Genomic DNA, 21695 nt, shown 5'->3' on the forward strand with positions numbered 1-21695 from the left:
CTGGTCAAAAAAAAGCCCCGAATCACTTCGGGGCTTAAGTTTTTATAGTCCAAAGGCGGCTTTCACCTTGTCCACATAGTCCAGTTTTTCCCAGGTGAAAAGCTCAACTTCTTTCACGATAGCTTCGCGATAAGGAGAATAGAAGGTCTTTTTCACCAGTTCATTCTTTCTGCCCATGTGACCGTAAGCTGCAGTTTCCTCATAGATCGGGTTTCTCAGCTTCAGTCTTTGCTCGATGGCATAAGGGCGCATATCGAAGATGGCCTCCACTTTCTTCGCGATTTCTCCATCACTTAATCCAACTTTGGCGGTACCGTTGGTATTCACATAGATTCCCATTGGCTTGGCAACACCGATTGCATAGGATACCTGCACCAGGATTTCGTCAGCAACACCTGCAGCCACCATGTTTTTGGCAATGTGACGGGTGGCATAAGCTGCCGAACGGTCTACTTTCGAAGGATCTTTACCTGAGAAAGCTCCTCCACCGTGTGCACCTTTTCCACCGTAGGTATCTACGATGATTTTTCTTCCGGTCAATCCGGTATCTCCGTGAGGACCACCGATTACAAATTTGCCGGTTGGGTTGATGTGATATACGATCTCATCAGTGAACAGCTTCTGAAGCTCTGGCTTCAACTGAGCTTTCACTCTTGGGATCAGGATAGAAATAATATCAGATTTGATTTTGGCCAGCATGGCCTCTTCTGCATCGAAGTCATCGTGCTGGGTAGAAACCACAATGGCATCGATCCGCTGAGGCACATTGTCGTCACTGTATTCGATGGTCACCTGAGACTTGGAATCCGGTCTGAGGTAAGTAATATCCTTATTTTCTCTGCGAAGAGCCGCAAGTTCCTTCAGGATCATGTGAGAAAGATCCAGCGCAAGCGGCATGTAGTTTTCGGTTTCGTTGGTAGCATATCCGAACATCATGCCCTGATCACCGGCACCCTGCTCTTCGGGATTTTTGCGTTCCACACCCTGGTTGATGTCAGCAGATTGCTCGTGAATCGCAGAAAGTACCCCACAGGAATTGCCCTCAAACATGTACTCGCTCTTGGTATAACCAATGCGGTTGATCACGTCACGGGCAATTTTCTGGACATCCAGATAAATGTCGGACTTCACCTCACCTGCCAGAAAAACCTGTCCGGTGGTCACGAGGGTTTCACAAGCTACTTTGGATTTGGGATCGAAGGCTAAAAAGTTATCTATCAGCGCGTCGGAGATTTGGTCAGCGATTTTGTCAGGATGACCCTCAGACACTGACTCTGAGGTAAATAAATATGCCATAACTCTAGATAATTGATGCGTTTTTCAAGAAAGCCCAAAAATACGGGAACTGGGGGAAATAAAAAATTAATGAGGGAGGATAGATGTTTGGAGAGGTACTGCTTCTGGAGAAGCAGCACAACGAACAACGGGTTTCAAGACTCGTAGAATAAAACAGTGGGTATAAGCAAGATTGCATTGTATACTGCATGAAACAAAATAGCACTCCAAATGCCATGAGTGAGTCGAATATAGCTGAGAATCAACCCTATTAAAAACTGTGCTGCTACAAGAAATGGTATCCAATAAAAGTGTTTGGTTATTTCAAAATTGGAGAAGTTTCCCAAATGGATTAAAGCAAATAAAATTGAGGAAACGTAGACAACGAACTTGAAATTCAAGGACTGCTGCCGCATTACTCTGATAAGTAGGAAAACAAGATAAAATACAAAAACTGCTGTAACATACCATTGCTGACCTATCATTAGAAAAGACATACCCAATCCCATGCAAATCGATTTTATTTTCAAATCAAGATGAAGTCTAAAAATCGGTTCCTCTAATAATGGCGCTAAGAAAATCCCAGCAAAAACCACCAACCATTTGCTCTTAGCCAGCAATTCCTCCATGATTGAATCAAATTGATCCACGCCCAACCACTTCAACAAAACAGAAATTGGAATTACCAAAGCCAATGCAAAACCCAGCATACCAAAAAAACTTCTTGCCGACATTTTAGTAAAAGATTCAGCTTCGCTTGGACTCTTTAAAAAAGTGAGAAAGTCTTGAATAATAGGTTGAATCATTCGGGAGAATTTCAGTGTGTGAAAAGTCAATTTAATAAATTCAAAACGTCAAACAGGAATCTTGATCTTTTGGAGGGATTCAGCTTCTGGAGAAGCAGGACAACGGGACGATAAACGGGGGTACTGCTTCTGGAGAAGCAGCACAACGGAAGTACAAAGGCCGACTGGAAATCTACCAAACCCCTTCTTCCTCCAGCTGTTCCCGGATCTTGCGATTGTTGTCCCAGAATTTCTTCTCCACCCCAGCCCAGATCTTCTGGAATTCAGGATTTTTTTTGAATTCATCCATTGCCGGGTCATCGATGAGAAACAAGATCACCCAAAACTGGATATTGTCTTCTTTGGCAAAAAGCCTCAAATGCTCCAAGGCCCTGTCAAAATCACCATGATGGGCATTGTAAACCGCCAAACCTAGATTTTTGTAAACCGTCTGATCTCCATCCAAGTAGTCCCGATAGCTTTGGATAAACTTTTTGCCTTGCTCGGCTTTCCCAACTTTTTCATAGACCTCCCCGATGATCATATTTTCATGGACGTAGACATCTAGCTTTTGCTCTTCACGAATCCGATTGAACCGCTCATAATACAGATAGGCCGAATCATACTCCCGGAGGTAAAAACTGACTTTTCCCAGATCTTGGAGAATATCGAACCGGGAAGAATCTCTGGCATATTCGGCTTTCAAAAGACTCCGGGTCAGTCTCAGATCTTTGGTTTGGGCATAACTGACGAAGGCCTTGACGTAGCGGGAGTAGGCATTTCCTGAAAAATATTCCAAAGACTTGTTGATATAGTCCATTGATTCGTCAACGAAGCCCGTTTGGATCAGCGCATTTCCCAGTCGCAGGTAGAAATAGCTTGTGGCCACCGAATCCGCCGGACCGGCATCCAGCTGCATGCCTTTCAGGGCATACTCCAGATATTTTCCGGTATTTGGGAGGAAGTTTGCATAGAAGTCTGCCAGCAAACCGATGATCTCTGAGGAATTGGGGTTGTATTCCAGCCCTTTTTCCAAGTAAGGCAAAGCTTGGGCGTATTCCTGTTTCAAGATGTAATACATGCCTTTTAATCTGAGGCTTTCTGCTGACGTCGGATCGTATAGCATGGCTTTGTCGGAATATTCGCCAATTTGGTCGAGATGCACTTTTTCAGCTCTGAAAAAATCATAGTAATAAAAGGCAAATCCGGCACAGGCATAGGCCATTGCAAAGCGCCCGTCTTCCTGAATTGCCTCATCAAAGTAGGTGACGGATTGCAGCAGATTTTCGTCTCCACCTTTATTCAGCAGATCCAGTCCTTTCAGAAAAGAGTCATAGGCTTTCGGATTTTCAGTGAGTACTTTCTCTATCCGCGACTGTTCCTCAGGCGTGATTACCGCTTGGATTTCATTGGCAATATCCTGTGAAATCTCCTGCTGCAACATGAAGATGTCACTGACTTCCCGTCTGTACTGCTTGCTCCAAAGGTGCCGATCTGTAGCTCCTTCGATCAATTGAATATTCAGCACAATCCGGTCGCCCATCTTCTGACCGCTTCCTTCGACGAGGTAGCTGACGTTCAGCTCCTCCGCCATTTCCGGGATGGATTTGTCACTGTTGCGGTACTTTTCGGCAGAAGTACGGCTAAGTACCCGCAAATCTTTGATCTTTTGGAGGTTGTTGAGCGTCGCCTCCATGAGTCCGTTGATAAGATAGACATTGGTCGAATCGGCACTGTCATTTTTAAATGGCAGGACAATGATGGATTTTTCGGGTGTGAGTTTCTCCTTCATGATTTCCCCCGCAAACAGAAACCACCCCAATGCCAAGAGAAAAATGCCCATCACGCTTCCGATAATCCAACTCCTTTTTTTGAAATTGGGAGCACCGGAAATGGGCGAACCTGCCTCGGTCAAAGCGACTTCAGGATGTTTTCCGGCTTCTCCCGGAGGATAGCCATAATGCTCCCGAAAACATTTGATAAAGTAAGAAGGACTGTTGAATCCCACCTGATGTGAAACCTCCGACACATTGGCCGTACCAGTGCGGAGCAAATCCATCGCCCGCTCCAAGCGAACCTGATTGATGAGCTGACTGACAGAGAGATTGGAAACCTTCTTCACCTTGCGCAGCAGATTGGATCGGCTCATGTGCATGGCATCCGCCAGCTCAGCGACGCCAAACTCTTCTTCAGCGATATGCAATTCGATCTTCGCAATCAGCTGATCCAAAAATTCCTTTTCTTGAGGTGAAACGACGGTCATTAGGTAAAACTAGAAGAAAAAAGTGAAAAGTGGGATGAGGGAAGTGGGATGTGGGATGCTGGATGCTTCGATATTCAGAGTTCAGTATTCGATGTTCTTTATTGAAAAACTGGAAAATTGGATTGGAAAGTTGTAAGGTGGTAAAGTTGTAAAGTCTCCCAGAGTCCAAAGCCTAAACTCTCTTCGGCCGCCCGTACTTTGTACTTCTAAAACTTGTGCTGAGCGTAGTCGAAGCATCGTATTCGAATAAGTTGAGAGTCCGGGATTAATATCCGAAATCTCATATCCGAAATCCGAAATTCCGCAGTTTGCGTGATTTTTTATATCCCTGCGTCATAGTTTATATCGATTAGAGCAAGGCTTATGCTTTTGTGCGCAGGACTGTTTAGTGTGGCGCAAGCCGTTGATCTTACTTTGTCAGCATCAACTCTAAACAAAATCTATCATGAAAACTCCTGTTTTTAACTTCAGAATCCTTGCCTTTTCGCTGATGATCTCCATGGTCACGCTGGCCTCTTGCAACTCCTCTGCCCAGAAAAAGGCCGGCGCTCCCGAGATTGATCTCCATACGGCAATCCTCACTGACAACCTGGAAGCGGTCAAACAACATATCGCAGTGGGAAGTGATCTGAATGAAAAAGACCCCTTTGGCGGATCAAGTCCTCTCATTACCGCGGCGCTTTTTGACAAAAGAGAATCTGTGAAGCTGCTGCTCGACGCAGGAGCTGACATCAATTTTCAGAACAACGACGGTTCGACAGCCCTGATTTCTGCAGCCTTCTTTGGCCGTCCGGAAGTCGTACAGATGCTGTTGGCAAAGGGAGCCGACAAATCGATCAAAAACAAGTATAGCACCACCGCACTGGACAATGTCTCTGCTCCTTTTGCCGAAGTAAAAGAAGTCTATGATGTGATGGGCAATATGCTTGCCCCGATGGGACTGAAACTGGACTATGCTTACTTGGAGAAAGTCCGTCCGGAAATCGCAGAAATGCTAAAGTGACCGAAGACCGAAGACCGGAGACCGAAGAAGACGCGAATAACACATTGTATAATGCCACGAACTAAAACCATGGAAAATCTAGAAAAAACCGCAAGGCGGTACGACATCGACTGGCTGCGGGTGATTGCCATCGGCTTGTTGCTGATCTATCACGTCGCGATTGGGTTCCAGCCTTGGGGCCGAATGGTTGGTTTCATTACTTCGGAAGAACCTTGGGGCGCGCTTTGGTTGCCCATGGCTTTACTGAATGTGTGGCGAATTCCGCTCCTGTTCTTTGTCTCCGGAATGGGTGTCTATTTTGCCATGCGGGCGCGTAGTTGGAAACAATTGATCGGAGAGCGTGCGCGCCGAATTCTCCTTCCCTTTGTGTTTGGGATGATTGTCATCGTGCCAATTCACCTGGTGGTTTGGAGGTCATTTTACGGCATGGATCAATCGTATACCTGGTCGCCTGGACATCTCTGGTTTTTGGGCAATATCTTTTGCTATGTACTGCTGCTTTCTCCACTCCTTTTCTATCTCAAGAAAAAAGAGTCGGGCAAGGTCGTTTCCTGGATCAAAAAGACCTTAAGCCAACCTTGGAGTTTACTTTTGGTTCTTGCCGCATTTATCGCTGAGGTCCTGCTGATCAATCCGACCCCGTTTGAAATGTACGCGATGACTTGGCACGGCTTCGTACTCGGATTGTTGGCCTTCTTTTTTGGGTTTTGCTTTGTCCTGAGCGGAGAAGGGTTCTGGGAAATGATCAGGAGATGGCGATGGGCATTCCTCGTACTTGGCATCACGCTGTATATTTTCCGGATCGTACAGCTCGGTACTTTGATCCCGGGCTACTTGCTTGCTACGGAATCGTTGTGCTGGATTTTGGCAGTCTTTGCCTTTGGTAGCAAATATTTGAACCGATCGGGGCCGATCCTTTCCTATCTCAGCGAGGCTGCCTATCCGGTGTACATCCTGCACATGATCTTTCTATATCTGGGATCAGTTTGGATATTTCCTTTGCCTATTCCCGTTCAGTTGCAATTTGTCGGAGTATTGGGGATCACCTTGGGGGGTAGCTTTGGCACTTTCGAAGTCATCAGAAGGGTGGGGTTTCTCAGGCCGCTGTTTGGGTTGAAAGCAAAACAAGTAAAAACCGTGGTTCAGGTTCCGATCATGAAACCGCTTGGACAAACTCAAATCTGAGTTGGAATCAGGCTAATGCTACTCTAGGCGTATCGGATATTGTAGATCTCCGGTACGTCTATTTTTATCTTTAGTGAAAAATTAATCAGGATAGCCTTGTAGAATCTTTGGCGAACCACTCAGAAAACCAATTCCTTGTTTTCACTTTGAATTCAAAGTTTCTTTTAAGAGTCTCAGAGGAATCCTACATCTCAGTCTGTTCAGTCCAAGTCCGCCAGTTTTTTCAGCTCATTTTCATCCAAGGCTCGCTCAAATACAGCTAGTCCGCCGATTTGTCCTTTGAAGAAATTTCCCATCCCGCGCTTCAGCAACACAGCTCCTACTGTAAAGTCCGAACCATTATTTCCCATACCATTAGGATAGTAATACGGATTTTTGCTTTGGGTCAATCCATCGGGATAGCCTTCGAATCCTATTGTATTCTTGATTAACTCAGGTTCTCGGGCTTCAAATTCGCCATCGACATAGGAACGGATGAATTCTCCATCATAGGTAAAGGCGATGCAGGTCCAAATTTCCCTTGGGACAACTTGTTTGCTTGCAGAATAGTCAATGGAATAAGGAAAGGGTGGCGTGGGTTTTCCAGTTTGGGAAATATGACCGCAGACCTGATCACCGCCATTGTAATGAGGAAGAGAGACAAAAAGCCCATATTGTCGTTTTCCTCCATCGGCGTATTCATTCCACATTCCTCCGACAAATCCTGTTTGCTCACCGCTCCATTTGACCCACGCAATTACAGTTACTTCTTTTCCTTTCCCGTGGATGTTGAGTTCTTGAGTTTGGTCATTTGGGAGATTCAGGAAATTTGATCCATCAAGTTTGATCGAATAGCCAGAAACCGGTCCCTCGGAAATCCGGGGTACCGGCCCATTAACTTCTTTCAGCGGGAATTTATCATTACCAATGGCCTTCCTTTCGTTACCTGCTTCCTCATTCAACTGCCAAAGAGCGATAAACCCTGACGTTGATTCAATAGCCTGAATCAAGAGATTATTTTGCTTTCCTGGATGGATTTGCGCCCTAATTGGGTGAGTCTGCAAAATCAGAAAACCGAACAGAAAGATCGAAAGGATTAAAAGTCGATTTGGAATTTGGGTCATGTGTGAAGATAGCCTGATGCTCTGCAAATTGCTGGACTCTAATCCAGAATCTTCCGGATGACTTAAAAAATTTTGTCAGAGAAATATTCTCAAATTGTCATTCTACAAAGAAACCAGAAACTTAACTCTTAAGTCTTGTCTCTTGGATCTCGCTTCTTGTCTCTTTCTTCACCAATCCTTCAGTAATCTCGTTCATCGCCTTAACCTTGAATTCAAAGTCTCCTTTCAAGGTATCGCGGTAGGCATTGAGATTTTCGAGTAGGTCGTCGATTTCCTCGGGAAGAACTTCTTCCAAAAGCTGTCTAAGGCGCTTGGCTGTAGTGGGTGATTTGCCATTGGTGGAAATGGCGATTTTCAGGTTTCCTTTGGTGACTATTCCCCCCAAATAAAAATCACACAATTCCGGTGTATCTGCGATATTGACCAATAGAAAGCGCTCTTTTGCCTCATCTCGAATCTGGCGGTTGACTGCCTTGTTATCTGTGGCACCGATGACAAGATGCTTTCCCCCCAGATACTTTTCATGGTAAAGATCCTCAATCAAAGTAACCGTGTCGCTCTTTGACGCCACTTGTAAAAACTCGGGTCTAAACTCCCGGGAAACCGCAGTGACCTGAGCCTGTGGACTGGATTTGAGCAGAAACTCCAACTTCTCTGTGGCAACAAAACCTCCTCCGACTAGCAAGACGTTAAGCTCGTGGACTTTGAGGAAAATGGGGTAGAGGTGGTTCATTTTTTAGAGGCAAGACGTTAGAAACAAGAAGCAAGAATCAAGATTTAAGTATGAAGAGTAAAGTTGTAAAGTTAGCTCCAATCCAAAGGCAACTGCAAACTGTTGATTGCCTACTGATAATGGCTTCGACTCCTCCCGATAGCAATCGGGACTGACACGACTGCCTATTAATCCCTGCTCACTGAGCCCTACCTACTGCGACTGTAAACTGAGCATTAAAAACTGGTCACTGCGATTGCAAACTGATCACTGAAACCGCCTCCCTGTAAACTTCCGCCAGCTTTTGGCTTTCCTTCACCACTTCTCCGATGATAATTATCGCAGGAGCTTCGGCTTTAGCTTCTTTCACCCGCTGCTCGATGTCAGAGATATAACCTGCCACGATCTTTTCCTCACTGGTTGTTCCGCTTTGGATGATTGCAATCGGCAAATCAGGTTTTCCAGAATCCTGATAAACTCTGACAATATCTCTCAACTTTCTGGTTCCCATCAGAACCACAACAGTGGCTGTAGACTGCGCTGCCAAGGATAAATCTCGGGAAAGTTCGCCGGAAGAAGTGGTTCCGGTCACCACCCAAAAACTCTCCGAAACACCTCTTTTGGTCACCGGAATTCCAGCCGATGCCGGAACGGCAATTGCCGAAGTAATCCCAGGAATCAATTCGGTAGCAATCCCAAAGGATTCAATGTATTCGATTTCTTCAGCACCACGTCCAAAGACAAAAGGATCACCGCCTTTTAGTCGTACGACATGGCCGTGCTTTTTTGCCAAGTTTACGCAAAGCTGATTGGTGTCTTCCTGGGGTGTAGAGTGCTTTCCAACACGTTTTCCAACAAAAATTTTCAACGCAGTTGCTGGCGCATGCTTCAATAAAACAGGGTCTATCAATGCATCATAGAGTACTACATCGGCTTTGTTCAAGGCAAACACCGCCTTCAGGGTGATCAGTTCGGGATCGCCCGGCCCTGCACCGACTAGGGTAACCTTTGGAAAGATATCCGTTCTCATGCTTCCACTTCCGCCTCGCGGTATGACTTCAACAGATTGTAAACCTCCATGGCTTGGGTAGCATAGGCATTTGCAAACTTCTCAGTTGGCTCATGCTGATTGATCTGATAGACTTTTTCAGCAAAAGTACCTCCGAGATTGATCTTCCCTGTCTCTACATATTTCTCATCAAAGAGGGAAATGATGTTTGCATAGCTGTTGGTGCTGGTATTGTCGCTGAGCAAAAGGGCTTTTGCTGCGTTGATCAAGCCAGCATAGTGATGGTATATACTGTCAGACCATCGGCCCTGTTCCAAAGCCTCTTTTCCAAGTTCGAGTTTTTCCAAGGCCTCCAAAAGCAGGGTAGCCACCAAGTCAATGACCACACCGGCACATTCACCCACACCTACCGCCACTTCATAGGATTCATTATGACCCCAATCCACGGAATCCGCCTGAGTTACCGTAGAAGCATCACTCAATTCTTTCAGCAAATCATAGAAATACATCTGTCCCTGCTGATCGTAATAGCCAAGAAAGTCTTTTCCTCCGGCATTTTTTTCAAAATCTTCCAGCAATACGCGCAAAGCCTGAGGGCCCCGTCGGCTGGGGACTTTGGTCACCTTGTCGGCAAATCTTCCATTGCCATCACCCAAATTTCCCCCGCCTAAAAGGACCTGCAGGGCCGGAATGACCATTTTACCCGCTTTCATGGACATCCCCTGAAATCCGATATGCGCCATGTTGTGTTGGCCACATGCGTTCATACAACCGGAAATCTTGATTACCAAATCTCTGTTTTGCAAATATTGAGGATACTCGTCAAGGATCACTTTTTCAAGTTCGACCGCAATCCCGGTGGAGCTGGCGATACCCAGATTACAGGTATCGGTACCTGGACAGGCCGTGATATCTCCGAGTGTATTGTAGCCACGGTCGGCCAATCTTATCTTTTTCAGTTCTTGATAAAAGAAAGGAACCAAGTCCTCCCGCACATCGCGGATCAGGATATTCTGTCTTAAAGTCAATCTTACCTCTCCCGCTGCATAGGTCTCTACCAAGTCCGCCAAAGGTCTAGCCTGATCTAGGTAAAAATCTCCCAAAGAAACTTTGACCCCGATGGACACATAGCCAGCCTGTTTTTGTGGCAAAACATTGGTCTGCTTCCAGAGCTCGAAATCCAATCCCAATTCCCCGTCAAGTATAGGACTCGCCGGATTTGGTAGAGTTTTCCCGGCCTCATAAGATTCGAAATCGATTGGAAAAATTTGGGTTTTCAGGGCTTTTTTCTCTTTTTCCACCAGATCCAAAAACACATCTACTCCGAGATCTTTTACGAGAAATTTCATCCTCGCTTTATTTCTTCTGGCTCTTTCCCCATGTCGGTCAAAAACCCGAAGTACCGCTTCGGTGAAAGGGATGATTTGATCATTCGCGACAAAATCGGAGATCATATCGGCATGGCGTGGCTGGGAACCCAAGCCCCCGCCCAACATCACTTTGAAGCCTCTGACCTGTTTTCCGTCGATTTCTTTGACCTTGGCAATAAAACCCAAATCGTGCAGATAGCTCAGTGCGTTGTCTTCATCGGATGAGGAAAAGGACATTTTAAACTTTCGTCCCATCTCTCCGCAAATTGGATTTCTCAAAAAGTAGCGGAACGTTGCATCCGCGTAAGGAGTCACATCAAAGGGCTCATTGGGATCAATCCCGGCCGTTTCGGAGGCAGTGACATTCCGCACCGTGTTTCCGCAAGCCTCGCGCAAGGTCACATCGTCCTTCTCAAGTTCTGCCCAAAGCTCCGGTGTCCGGTCCAAGCTGACGAAGTGAATCTGGATATCCTGGCGCGTAGTGATGTGAAGACGTCCGATGGAGTATTCCTCCGATACCTTGCAAATCCTGCGAAGCTGTGCGGAAGTCACTCGCCCATAAGGCAGTTTGATGCGGACCATCTGGACGCCCTGTTGGCGCTGACCGTAAACTCCACGGGCAAGGCGAAGACTCCGGAATTTTTCCTCGTCGATTTTCCCGTCCCGGAAAAGGGCGATTTTTCGCTCCAATTCAAGAATATCCTTCTCTACAATCGGGTTTTCAAGTTCAGTTCGAAAGCTTTGCATGGCTATAATAGGTTTTCCCTTTCGGGGATAGTGCTTTGATTAATTTGAGTTGAAAGGTGGTAAAGTTGGAAAGTGGAAAGGTTTGATCCACGAATTCTTCAACTTGTCACCTTCACTACTTCTTTATTCGACATTGAACATTCGAAATTCATTATTACCAATATCGAATGTCGAACATCGAATGATGAATTTTGAAGTCTTATATCTTGCGTCTTGAATCTTAATTCTTGGTTCTATTCAATAAACCCCACACTCACCGTGTCATAACTCCCCTCATCGATCAGGATAAAAGCCCCGTTGGACTTGCTGGTGTGATAGGAGTCGAAATGGATCGGCTTGCTGAGTCGGAAATGAACCCGACCGATATCGTTGAGTTTCAACTGATCGGCTTCTTCAGTTCCGGTGAAATCGGTATGAATTCTGGATTCGATCTGATCGACTTTGGCCAAAACCCGGTTGATCCCGTGTTGCAGGATATACTTTCCTCCCACTTTCAGCGCCTTGTTGTTCACCTGGCAGATGGTGGCAGAGATGCTCTTTTCGCTTTTTGGCAACTGGTCACTTTTTACGATCATATCGCCTCGGCTACAATCCACCTCTGTAGCCAGCGTGATAACTATGGAAGATTCAGTTGCCGCTTCCTGCACTTCCTGGTCAAAGAAATGGATGCTTTTAATGGTGGATTCATTTCCCGAAGGCAATACGGTCACCGCATCACCGACTTTCAAGCTGCCCCCGTAGAGCATTCCTGAAAATCCCCGGAAATCATGGTAAGCTTCTGTCTTTGGACGGATAACATATTGAACCGGAAATCTCGGAACGGAGCTTTCAAGCAAATCTGCAGGCTCCAAAACTTCCAAATGGTCCAAAAGCGTATTTCCAACATACCAAGGCATGTGATCGGATTTCCGGGTGACATTTTCACCTTTCAAAGCAGACACGGGAATGAAAGTAATCTGCTCTTCTTTGAAGTTGCTTTTTGCCACTAAGGCATCGAAATCATGCTTGATTTTCAGATAAACATCCTCGCTGTATCCTACCAAATCCATCTTGTTGATGGCTACGACTACGTGGGAAATGCGGAGCAAATTGCTGATGAAAAAGTGGCGATAGGTCTGCTCGATCACTCCTTTGCGGGCATCGATCAGGATGATGGCCACATTGGAAGTGGAGGCACCCGTCACCATGTTACGCGTATATTCCACGTGACCAGGCGTATCCGCTACAATGAAATTGGTCTTATCCGTATTGAAATAAATATGCGCCACATCGATGGTGATTCCCTGCTCACGCTCAGCTACCAATCCGTCTGTTGCGAGTGAAAAGTCCAGGTAATCATATCCACGCTGCTTGGAGCTTCGCTCGATTGCCTCAATCTTGTCTGTCGTTAGGGAATTGGTGTCGTAAAGCAATCTCCCGATCAACGTACTTTTACCATCATCAACGGAGCCAGCTGTGGCGATTTTGATGAGTTTTCTGCCTTGTATGTCCATTATTTTTTGAGTCAATAGTTTATAGACGATAGTCTATGGGAAATGAAAAGCTACTTGGTACTTTGTACTTCTAAAAATATCCGACCTTCTTCCTGGTCTCCATCGCTGCTTCGGATCGCTTGTCGTCGATGCGTGCCCCACGCTCGGAGATGGTGGAGAGTCTTATTTCCGCGACTACATCATCAAGCGTGACTGCTTCTGAAAGGACTGCAGCAGTACAAGTCATGTCGCCTACAGTTCTAAATCGGACCATTTTTTCTTCCACCAATTCGGATTGCTCTCTGTACACGTGTTCGTTCGCAGTCCAAATCATTCCGTCGCGGAAGAATACCTCGCGTTTGTGGGCGAAGTAAATGCTCGGGATTGCAATATTTTCAGTGCGGATATATTCCCAGACATCGAGTTCAGTCCAGTTGGAAATCGGGAAACAACGTACGTTTTGTCCCACATGGATCTTGCCGTTGAGCATGTCAAAGAGCTCAGGACGCTGGTTTTTCTCATCCCACTGTCCAAAGTCATCACGAACGGAAAACACGCGCTCTTTTGCTCTGGCTTTTTCTTCGTCTCTTCTCGCCCCGCCGATGCAAGCATCAAACTTGAATTCTTCGATGGCATCCAAAAGGGTGGTCGTCTGCAGGGTATTTCTACTGGCATAGCGACCGCGCTCTTCCCGCACTTTTCCCTGATCGATGGAGTCCTGAACATTTCGAACGATCAGTTCCAGGCCTAGCTCTTTAACCAACTGATCGCGAAACTCAATCGTCTCCGGGAAGTTGTGACCGGTGTCTACATGAAGGAGTGGAAAAGGAATTTTCGCAGGAAAAAATGCCTTCTGAGCCAGTCTGACCAAAGTAATGGAATCTTTTCCTCCGGAAAAAAGCAAAACCGGACGCTCAAACTGCGCCGCCACTTCCCTCAGGATGTGGATCGATTCTGCTTCTTTGGGATTGGGTATGAATAGGTTTGACATAATGAGGTACGATTTACGAGGTACGATTTACGAGCTTGTCCTAAGCATCTAAACCTTATTTCAAATGGTTACTGTTTTTAATTTTTCAATATCGAATTTCGAACATCGAATGATGAATAGCGAAGTCTTGGGTCTTGCATCTAGCTTCTTGAGTCTTACTTAGCATGCAACCCGCACTCCTTCTTTGAATCCTCCCACCACCAGCGTCCGGCTCGGGCGTCCTCTCCGGGAAAGATTGCCCGGGTACAAGGGGCACAGCCAATGCTGACAAAACCCTGATCGTGAAGGGGATTGTATGGAATTTTGTGCTCATGGATATAAGCAATCATCTGGTCAAAGGTCCAATCCAGCAATGGATTGTACTTAATGATCTGATTGGCTTCGTCCCACTCGACACGCTTCATCCCGCCGCGATTGGCACTTTGCTCGGCACGCAGGCCGGTGATCCAGATTTCATTTCCAGCTAAGGCTCTTTTTAGTGGTTCCACTTTTCGGACAAAGCAGCAGGATTTTCGGTTTTCCACGGATTCGTAAAAACCGTTGATTCCAATGTCATTCACCAACTTTTCAACTGAAGCTGTTTCCGGGTAATATACTTTGATCCGGGTCTTGTACCGGGATTCCGAGCGGCCCAAAAGCTCCAAAGTCTCTGGGAACAACCGTCCGGTATCTAGGGAAAATATTTGAATCGGCAGATTTTGCGAAGCGATCAATTGAGTGATCACTTGGTCTTCCTGACCCAAAGAAGTTGAAAAGACCACTTTCTCCGGAAAAAGGGAAGCCATCAATGCCAGTCCTTCTCCCGCCGAAAGCGAGTTCAGTTGGGTTTCAAGATCTGACAAGTTCTGCTTCAGGCTCATTGGATTTTTCTTTTGTTGCATTTTCCCAAACCCGCTCATGAAGGTAGTAGAGGATAATCTTGGAGAAAACCTCCACAGTACCGATCGATACCGCCATCACCAACTGCCCCGTGATAAGATAGGAAATCACAATCGTGTCGATCGTACCCACTATCCTCCAGGAAATTGCTTTTAGCAAGCTCTTGGCATTGCTGTCTTTTCCCGGCTTGGAGGAAAAAAGCTTTTTAGCAAATTGGTCTAAAATCATGTTGGTTCTTACGGCTAGGAACAACAAAAGTATATAAACCCTATAAAAATTATAGACTAAATGAGAAAAAAATTTTATTCTCCCTGCAAAATATCTTCCAATGTCTTGTTTTCCAGTATTTTAAGCGTCTCATCACGAACCTGAGCCATGACTTTGTTGATCCCGCAATGGGCCTGGTCTTTACACTCCGCACAGGGTTCGTAGTAATTTAGACTGACACACGGAAGGAGTGCGATTGGTCCGTCCAAAAGTCGGATCACCCGCGAAAGAGGAATGTCTTTAGGTTCTTTGATCAGGTAGTAGCCTCCGCCTTTGCCTTTTTTGCTGCCGAGATAGCCTGCTTTTCGCAACTCAAGCAGGATGTTTTCGAGAAACTTGTGGGAGATACCGTGTTCTTCGGCAATGTCCTGGATCAACACAGTTTTGTTTTCACGGTGCTTGCCCAGATAGGTCAGGGCATGCAGGGCGTACTTGGTCTTTTTGGAAAGCATGATCAAAAATAAAAGAAAAATCGAAATACCCTAGTACGGAGGTGGGGAATTAAAAATCCCCGACCAAGGCCGGGGATTAGTACCCTTTGAGGTTTTAGAAACCTCGAAGGTTTGAATTCTTAGAGACCTTCGGGGTTTTTTGAAACCTCAAAGGTCAATTGGACTAAATCATCTCCACACTTCTTTTCACAAAGGCAGTCAGATCTTTGCCAGTCAAAAGCCCTTGAGAAAGCAAAGCCAAGTCAAAAGCCTGTTTCGCCAATCTTTCTTTCTCTGCTTCAGATTCGGCTTTCAGCACTTTGTCCACAAGGGGATGATTGCCGTTGATGGCGACTTTGTAGCTGTCAGGAAGGCTGCCGTAGAAGCTCATCGGTCCGCCACCGGTCTGTGCCATGTCCTTCATACGACGCATCCACTCTTCCATGGTGATGGTGACAGGCATCTCTTCTGGACTTAATCCATCGATCTCTACTGTGTAGTTTTTGTTGTTGATCGCCTTTTCGAAGAGTTCCTTCACCGATTTACTTTGATCCTCAGTCAGGAGATTAGCATAGCCAGAATCAGTTTGGATCAGTTTTTCCACCACATCAGCATCCACACGCTTCAGTTGGGTTTTCTCCAATTTAGTTTCGATATGCTGAATAAAGTGGCTGTCAATCGGCGAATCCAATACCAAGACATCATAATCCTTTTTATTAGCCGAGTCAATAAAGCTATCCTGCTTATTGAGATCGGTTGCGTAAAGGAAGATGGTCTGATCGTTCTTATCCGTTTGGATGGCTTTTACCTTTTCGCGGTATTCATCCAGAGTATAATACCCGTTTTTGGTGTTTTTGAGCAAAGTAAACTCCTTGCCTTTTTCGTAGAATTTCTCTTCGGAGATCATGCCGTACTTCACAAAAAGTCCGATGTCACCCCATTTCTCTTCGTAAGCTTTTCTGTCTTTCTTATAAAGCTCAGAAAGCTTATCCGCTACCTTTTTAGTGATGTAATTGTTGATCTTTTTCACATTTCCATCTGCCTGCAAGAAGCTTCGGGACACGTTAAGCGGAATATCCGGAGAGTCAATCACCCCATGAAGCAGCATCAAAAACTCAGGAACGATGTCCTTCACCTCGTCGGTGATAAAGACCTGACGGCTGAACAACTTGATCTTGTTGCGCTGAAGCTCGAATTCGTTCTTCACTTTAGGAAAATATAGCACCCCGGTGAGGTTGAAGGGATAGTCCACATTCAGGTGAATCCAGAAAAGCGGATCCTCTCCCATCGGATAAAGACTCTTGTAGAAAGCCAAGTAATCCTCGTCTTTTAGATCGCTAGGTGATTTTGTCCAGATTGGTGAAGTGGTGTTGATGATGTTGTCCACTTCCACGGACTTCCACTTTTTATCCCCTTTGTCATCCACTCCATCCTCTACAGATTCGGACTTGGTGCCAAACTTGATCGGAACGGGAAGGAATTTGCAGTATTTGTCCAGGATTCCCTGAAGCTTCCACTTGTCAAGGAATTCTTCCGAATCCTCGTTGACGTGGAGAATGATATCGGTTCCCCGGGTTTTCTTTTTGCCCTTTTTGATTTCAAACTCAGTGCTGCCATCGCAAGTCCAGATCGCCGGAACAGCTCCTTCCTGATAAGAAAGTGTGTGGATTTCCACGTTTTTGGCCACCATGAATGCGGAGTAGAACCCAAGTCCAAACTTACCGATGATCTCATTTGCATCTTTGGCGTCCTTGAATTTCTCCACAAACTCGGTTGCGCCGGAAAATGCAATTTGATTGATGTACTTTTTGATCTCCTCGGAGGTCATTCCAAGGCCTTTGTCGGAGATGGTGATTGTTTTCTTTTTCTCATCAAAAGCCACCTCGATGGTGACATCCCCCAATTCGCCAGTATACTGACCTAATGTCGCAAGGCGCTTCATTTTTTGGGTCGCATCAACGGCGTTGGAGACGAGTTCCCGAAGGAAAATCTCATGATCAGAATAGAGGAATTTCTTGATAATAGGGAAAATGTTCTCGGTATGGATCGAGATCGAACCTTTTTCCTGCATGGTATAATTCGGTTTAGTTGAACACAAAATTTGACAAGGGAGACTTATCAATGCCTGTTCCAAGTGTGAAAAAGTGACAAGATGGCATTTTGGTTTGCCACAAAGTCGTGATGTCAAAAGAAATATGGTGCTGGAAATACAGTTGAGAAAGGCTACGCGAAATAAACTGGAAATTGGCTCCCTGCTGTCCCAATACAGCCAGGCACAAGCGTACATTCCTTGGAACCTCAAGTTTGATGATCAAAAAAAAGACAGTAAGGAATAACCCTGCCTTCTTCTTTACTTCAGTCCTAAATCCTCGATCTTTTGTCTTAAGTCTTACCTCTTGCTTCTTTTCTTGCCCTAAAGCATTGGCCTAAACTGCCTCAGGAACCGCACGTCATTTTCAGTGAACAGTCGCAGATCCTTGATCTGGTATTTCAGCATAGCAATTCGCTCGATCCCCATCCCAAATGCGAATCCGGTATATTTCTTCGAATCGATTCCACAGTTTTCCAGCACATTGGGATCCACCATTCCGCTGCCGCCGATTTCTACCCAACCGCTTCCTTTGCAAACATTACAGCCTTTTCCTCCACAGATCAGGCAGGAAATATCAATCTCTGCGCTTGGTTCAGTAAAAGGAAAAAAGGATGGACGGAATCTCACTTTGGTCTCCTTGCCAAACATCTCTTTGGCAAAGTGATACAGTGTGTTTTTCAAATCCGCGAAACCTACATTCTCATCCACATAGAGTCCCTCGACCTGGTGAAAGATGCAATGTGCACGGGCTGAAATGGCTTCGTTTCTGTAAACTCTTCCAGGAGAAAGCGTACGAATCGGGGGCTTTTGATTTTCCATCACACGCACCTGCACCGATGACGTGTGGGTACGGAGCGCGATATCCGGATTTTTTTCAATGAAAAAAGTGTCCTGCATTTCACGTGCAGGGTGATTTTCAGGGAAATTCAGGGCAGTAAAGTTGTGCCAATCGTCCTCGATTTCTGGCCCTTCGGAAAGGTTGAAACCGATCCGCTCAAAGATCTCAATGATGCGCTGACGGGTAGCGGTAAGTGGATGGATTCCTCCCAAGGGATAATTCGAAGGAGGCAAAGTCAGGTCAATATCGGCAGTTTTTGATTTTTTGTTGGCTGCGTTTACCTTTTCGATCAGTGCCTGAAATTTTTCTTCCGCCAACTGCTTGACGCTGTTTACCACTTGTCCGTAAACTCGCTTTTCCTCATTTGGAATCTGTCCCATGGCTGCAAAAAGTTCGCCTACCACACTTTTTTTGGAGATAAACTCCATTCGATAAGCTTCCAGCTGATCTGGGGTATTGGCATCTGCCGCTTCAATTGCAGCTTTTATCGCTTCGATTTTCTCCTGGTACATGGGATGAAATTTAATCAGGCCACAAAGCTATCATTTTTGAGCTTTTTTGGGAAGAAGTCATTCAGGAACTGCCGGACTCAGGAGGGAATCTTGAATATTTTTTTGACTCTATTCAATCCAGCTTCAAATCCCCCCTCGTAAGTGCATCCATATCAGAAAAACCAAAACAATAAAAACATGAACAACTTATTCAAAATGGCTTTCGCAGCCTTCGTATTCCTTTCAGCTAATGCAGCTTTCGGTCAAATGGAAAAAACAGTGGAAGTAGGCGGTGCTCCGATGTATCCATCCAAAAACATCGTGGAAAATGCAGTCAACTCTGCGGATCACACAACACTGGTTGCAGCTGTGAAAGCAGCTGGTTTGGTCCAGACACTTCAGGGCGCGGGTCCATTCACCGTTTTTGCTCCGGATAATGCAGCTTTCGCAAAACTTCCGGCAGGGACTGTAGAAACGCTTTTAAAGCCTGAAAACAAAGGTCAATTGACCGCAGTCTTGACTTACCACGTAATAGCTGGTAAAATGGGCTCCAAAGAAATCGCCGCTGCAATCAAAAAAGGAAATGGAAAAGCGATTCTCACCACAGTCCAAGGAGGTAAACTCACCGCTTGGATGAAGGGCAAAGACCTGTACATCACTGACGAAAACGGAGGACAGTCTAAAGTAACGATCGCAGACGTATTCCAATCAAATGGTGTGATTCACTCCGTGGATTCAGTAGTGCTTCCTAAGATGTAACTAACAAAAGACTCTGCAATAGCAATAAAAAAAGCCGTCCAATTTAAATCTGGACGGCTTTTTTGTTTCAAATCTCGATTCTCAAATCTTTTATTACCAAGTCCTTCCTCCCGGAGGTCTCCCCATTTGCCAAGGCTGCTGTGGCTGTGCTTCCGGCTGCTTGAAATTCCCGATAATGTAGGTAAAGGTCAGCATGCCATATCGGGTCAACACATTGGTAAAGACGTCGGTCACGGCCACATCGGAGATGGTTCTGCTGATACTGTTGTTTTGGTTCAACAAATCAAAGATCACGACTTTCAATTCAGCCTTGTTGTTTTTCGCGAAGCGGTATCCTCCTTCGATATTCCACAACCAGAAGTTCTGGTCAAAACCTTCAGACAATCCGCTGTAAAGTGTGTGAGCAACATTGTTTCCCACAAACACTTTCCCGTTTTGAGAGGAAAAATAAAGCCTGATGTTGGATTCTTGCTGATAATAGTTGTTGTCCAAATCCTGTTGAAGACTGGAATTGACAATATTATAAGTCCCGGTGGATTGGATTGAGAAATCCACGTTTTTGCTGATGTTGGAGCTGAAAGTCAAGCCTTGGCTGAGCGCAAGGTTGTCATTTATGTTGTTGTCACCATTGATCATCCCCGGAATCCGGTTGAAACTTACCCGGCTGTTGGTGTTGAATTGGGTCTTGATTTTTTTGATCGGAGCACCATAAGTCAGGAAAAAGCTGGATCTCCAGTTTCCGTCCAAATTCACCGGTTGGGTGATTTGTCCTCCCGGACGGAGTAGGATTTCCCCATTGATCAACGTATCCTGGGCAGTAATGAAGGTATTGCTTCCGATGTAATTATTGGTTGCTGAATAGTTCAGGAACATAAACAGCGTCCGGGACTTCTCCAGATTTACTTTGCTGATGTTCGCGAAAATATTGTGGTTGAAACTTTGAGCAAGGCTGGGATTTCCCACACTTAGATTCAGTGGATTTTGGTTGTTGACCACATTCTGGAGCTGGTTTACCCTAGGCTCTTCGGTATCGGTTCGGTATCGGAATCTCCAGCTGAAGCCGGTTTCTCGATTTCTGAAATTGACATTGGCGCTTGGAAGGATGTTGCTAAAATCCCTTTTGAAAACTCCTTCTGTCGGGAAAAATGATTCATTATCCAAAGTGGCAAACTGGTAATCCAAGTTTAAATTAATGCTATAGCCGCCGGTATTGTACGCATAGCCTGAGCGTATTCTTTGCGTGATAAACTTGTTGTCAAATTCATTGGACAAGGCCGTATCCAACACAGGTCTGCGCTCATCATCGAGGATATAAGTTTTCTGATCAGCCACAGTTTTGTTATTTCCTACTTGGTATCCCAAAGTACCAATCGATTTTTCACTTAATGGCTCGGTTAAAGTCGCGTTGATCCGGTAATTGAATCCGTCATTCAAGGCATCTGTCTCCTGAAGGGTAGTGTCTACCAGATTTCTCCCAAAATCTCTGCTGGCAGCGAGAAGGTCAGACATTTGATCACGATTATTCCAAGCGGTAAAGATGTCAGTAGAAAACGTTCTACCTTTTTTCTCAAATTTATATCGGTAGGTCAGGTTGTTTGAAATATTGAAGGCCTGCGTTTCTGCATCTGTAATTGACCTCAATGCGGAAAGTGAATCTCCTGTACTTGCCAAGGTCAATGCATCCCTGTCGCTGAAAGTATTGTTGGTCTGAAAGGACAGGTTTGGAGTCAGGATGATGGAATTTTTCTCATTCAAGTCCGCCTCAATCCTCGCATTTGCCCGGTGGTTGTAATTATCCACCGTATTGATCAGGTTCTCTTGATAATACTGTCGCAGGTTTTCATTTACTACTGTTTCCCTATTAGTGATTTGCTGAAGCGTACTCGTGGAATTATTAAAGAAATAGCTCCCGGTGAAATTGACTTTTGATCCCCATTTGTCTGAATAATTCAAACCCAAGGCATTGGTTGCAACAATTCCGCCAGTATTCCCAACGAAGAAATTGTTGTTTCCTCCACCACCC

18 protein-coding genes are annotated in these 21695 nt (G+C 45.5%); 3 read left to right on the forward strand and 15 right to left on the reverse strand.

The features are described 5' to 3' along the window. Positions 1-42: 42 nt before the first annotated feature. From metK to B0E43_RS31120, 3 genes are all read right to left on the reverse strand, one after another. Positions 43-1296 carry a methionine adenosyltransferase gene (gene metK / locus B0E43_RS31110; RefSeq protein WP_077350033.1) on the reverse strand — a complete coding sequence of 418 codons (1254 nt, stop codon included), beginning with the start codon at positions 1294-1296 and terminating at the stop codon, positions 43-45. 134 nt (positions 1297-1430) lie between these two features. After that, the gene (locus B0E43_RS31115; RefSeq protein ID WP_077350035.1) at positions 1431-2081 is read right to left on the reverse strand and encodes a CPBP family intramembrane glutamic endopeptidase; all 651 of its coding nucleotides are present in this window, start codon (positions 2079-2081) and stop codon (positions 1431-1433) included. 172 nt (positions 2082-2253) lie between these two features. After that, on the reverse strand, positions 2254-4323 hold the full coding sequence (locus B0E43_RS31120; RefSeq protein WP_077350037.1) for a helix-turn-helix domain-containing protein: 2070 nt from the start codon (positions 4321-4323) through the stop codon (positions 2254-2256). A gap of 445 nt (positions 4324-4768) precedes the next feature. Here B0E43_RS31120 and B0E43_RS31125 point away from each other — a divergent pair, with 445 nt between their 5' ends. Both B0E43_RS31125 and B0E43_RS31130 read left to right on the forward strand, forming a co-directional pair. Beyond that, positions 4769-5326, forward strand: a complete 558-nt coding sequence (locus tag B0E43_RS31125; protein WP_077350039.1) for an ankyrin repeat domain-containing protein — start codon at positions 4769-4771, stop codon at positions 5324-5326. A 69-nt stretch (positions 5327-5395) separates the two neighbouring features. After that, on the forward strand, positions 5396-6511 hold the full coding sequence (locus tag B0E43_RS31130; protein ID WP_077350041.1) for an acyltransferase family protein: 1116 nt from the start codon (positions 5396-5398) through the stop codon (positions 6509-6511). Positions 6512-6711: 200 nt separating this feature from the next. On the opposite strand, the gene B0E43_RS31135 is transcribed toward B0E43_RS31130, so the two are convergent. The 11 genes from B0E43_RS31135 to pheS form a co-directional block, all read right to left on the reverse strand. Further along, positions 6712-7614, reverse strand: coding sequence for a LamG-like jellyroll fold domain-containing protein (locus B0E43_RS31135; RefSeq protein WP_077350044.1), 903 nt, complete (start codon positions 7612-7614; stop codon positions 6712-6714). A 121-nt stretch (positions 7615-7735) separates the two neighbouring features. Further along, on the reverse strand, positions 7736-8347 hold the full coding sequence (locus B0E43_RS31140; protein ID WP_077350046.1) for a bifunctional precorrin-2 dehydrogenase/sirohydrochlorin ferrochelatase: 612 nt from the start codon (positions 8345-8347) through the stop codon (positions 7736-7738). 226 nt (positions 8348-8573) lie between these two features. Next, positions 8574-9356, reverse strand: coding sequence for a uroporphyrinogen-III C-methyltransferase (gene cobA / locus B0E43_RS31145; protein ID WP_077350048.1), 783 nt, complete (start codon positions 9354-9356; stop codon positions 8574-8576). Next, complete coding sequence (locus tag B0E43_RS31150; protein ID WP_077350050.1) at positions 9353-11452, reverse strand: HEPN domain-containing protein; 2100 nt, start codon at positions 11450-11452, stop codon at positions 9353-9355. The genes cobA and B0E43_RS31150 overlap by 4 nt, the downstream gene beginning before the upstream one ends. Positions 11453-11685: 233 nt before the next feature. Continuing rightward, the gene (locus tag B0E43_RS31155; RefSeq protein ID WP_077350087.1) at positions 11686-12945 is read right to left on the reverse strand and encodes a sulfate adenylyltransferase subunit 1; all 1260 of its coding nucleotides are present in this window, start codon (positions 12943-12945) and stop codon (positions 11686-11688) included. A gap of 70 nt (positions 12946-13015) precedes the next feature. Continuing rightward, positions 13016-13915 carry a sulfate adenylyltransferase subunit CysD gene (gene cysD / locus B0E43_RS31160; RefSeq protein ID WP_077350052.1) on the reverse strand — a complete coding sequence of 300 codons (900 nt, stop codon included), beginning with the start codon at positions 13913-13915 and terminating at the stop codon, positions 13016-13018. Between the two features lie 155 nt (positions 13916-14070). Then, complete coding sequence (locus B0E43_RS31165) at positions 14071-14775, reverse strand: phosphoadenylyl-sulfate reductase (protein WP_254423420.1); 705 nt, start codon at positions 14773-14775, stop codon at positions 14071-14073. After that, positions 14744-15022: a DUF2061 domain-containing protein gene (locus B0E43_RS31170; RefSeq protein WP_077350056.1), complete on the reverse strand. Its 279-nt coding sequence runs from the start codon at positions 15020-15022 to the stop codon at positions 14744-14746. Before B0E43_RS31170 ends, B0E43_RS31165 begins: the two co-directional genes overlap by 32 nt. Before the next feature lie 74 nt (positions 15023-15096). Then, entirely contained in the window at positions 15097-15513 is a 417-nt protein-coding gene (locus B0E43_RS31175; RefSeq protein ID WP_077350058.1) for an Rrf2 family transcriptional regulator, read from the reverse strand. A 163-nt stretch (positions 15514-15676) separates the two neighbouring features. Continuing rightward, on the reverse strand, positions 15677-17563 hold the full coding sequence (gene htpG / locus B0E43_RS31180; RefSeq protein ID WP_077350060.1) for a molecular chaperone HtpG: 1887 nt from the start codon (positions 17561-17563) through the stop codon (positions 15677-15679). Positions 17564-17905: 342 nt separating this feature from the next. After that, positions 17906-18934 carry a phenylalanine--tRNA ligase subunit alpha gene (gene pheS / locus B0E43_RS31185; protein WP_077350062.1) on the reverse strand — a complete coding sequence of 343 codons (1029 nt, stop codon included), beginning with the start codon at positions 18932-18934 and terminating at the stop codon, positions 17906-17908. A 177-nt stretch (positions 18935-19111) separates the two neighbouring features. Here pheS and B0E43_RS31190 point away from each other — a divergent pair, with 177 nt between their 5' ends. After that, positions 19112-19672: a fasciclin domain-containing protein gene (locus B0E43_RS31190; protein WP_174567131.1), complete on the forward strand. Its 561-nt coding sequence runs from the start codon at positions 19112-19114 to the stop codon at positions 19670-19672. 93 nt (positions 19673-19765) lie between these two features. On the opposite strand, the gene B0E43_RS31195 is transcribed toward B0E43_RS31190, so the two are convergent. Then, on the reverse strand, positions 19766-21695 hold a 1930-nt coding region (locus B0E43_RS31195; RefSeq protein ID WP_077350064.1), incomplete at its 5' end, for an outer membrane beta-barrel protein.

It is taken from the genome of Algoriphagus sp. A40 (assembly GCF_002002735.1).
GTDB lineage: Bacteria > Bacteroidota > Bacteroidia > Cytophagales > Cyclobacteriaceae > Algoriphagus.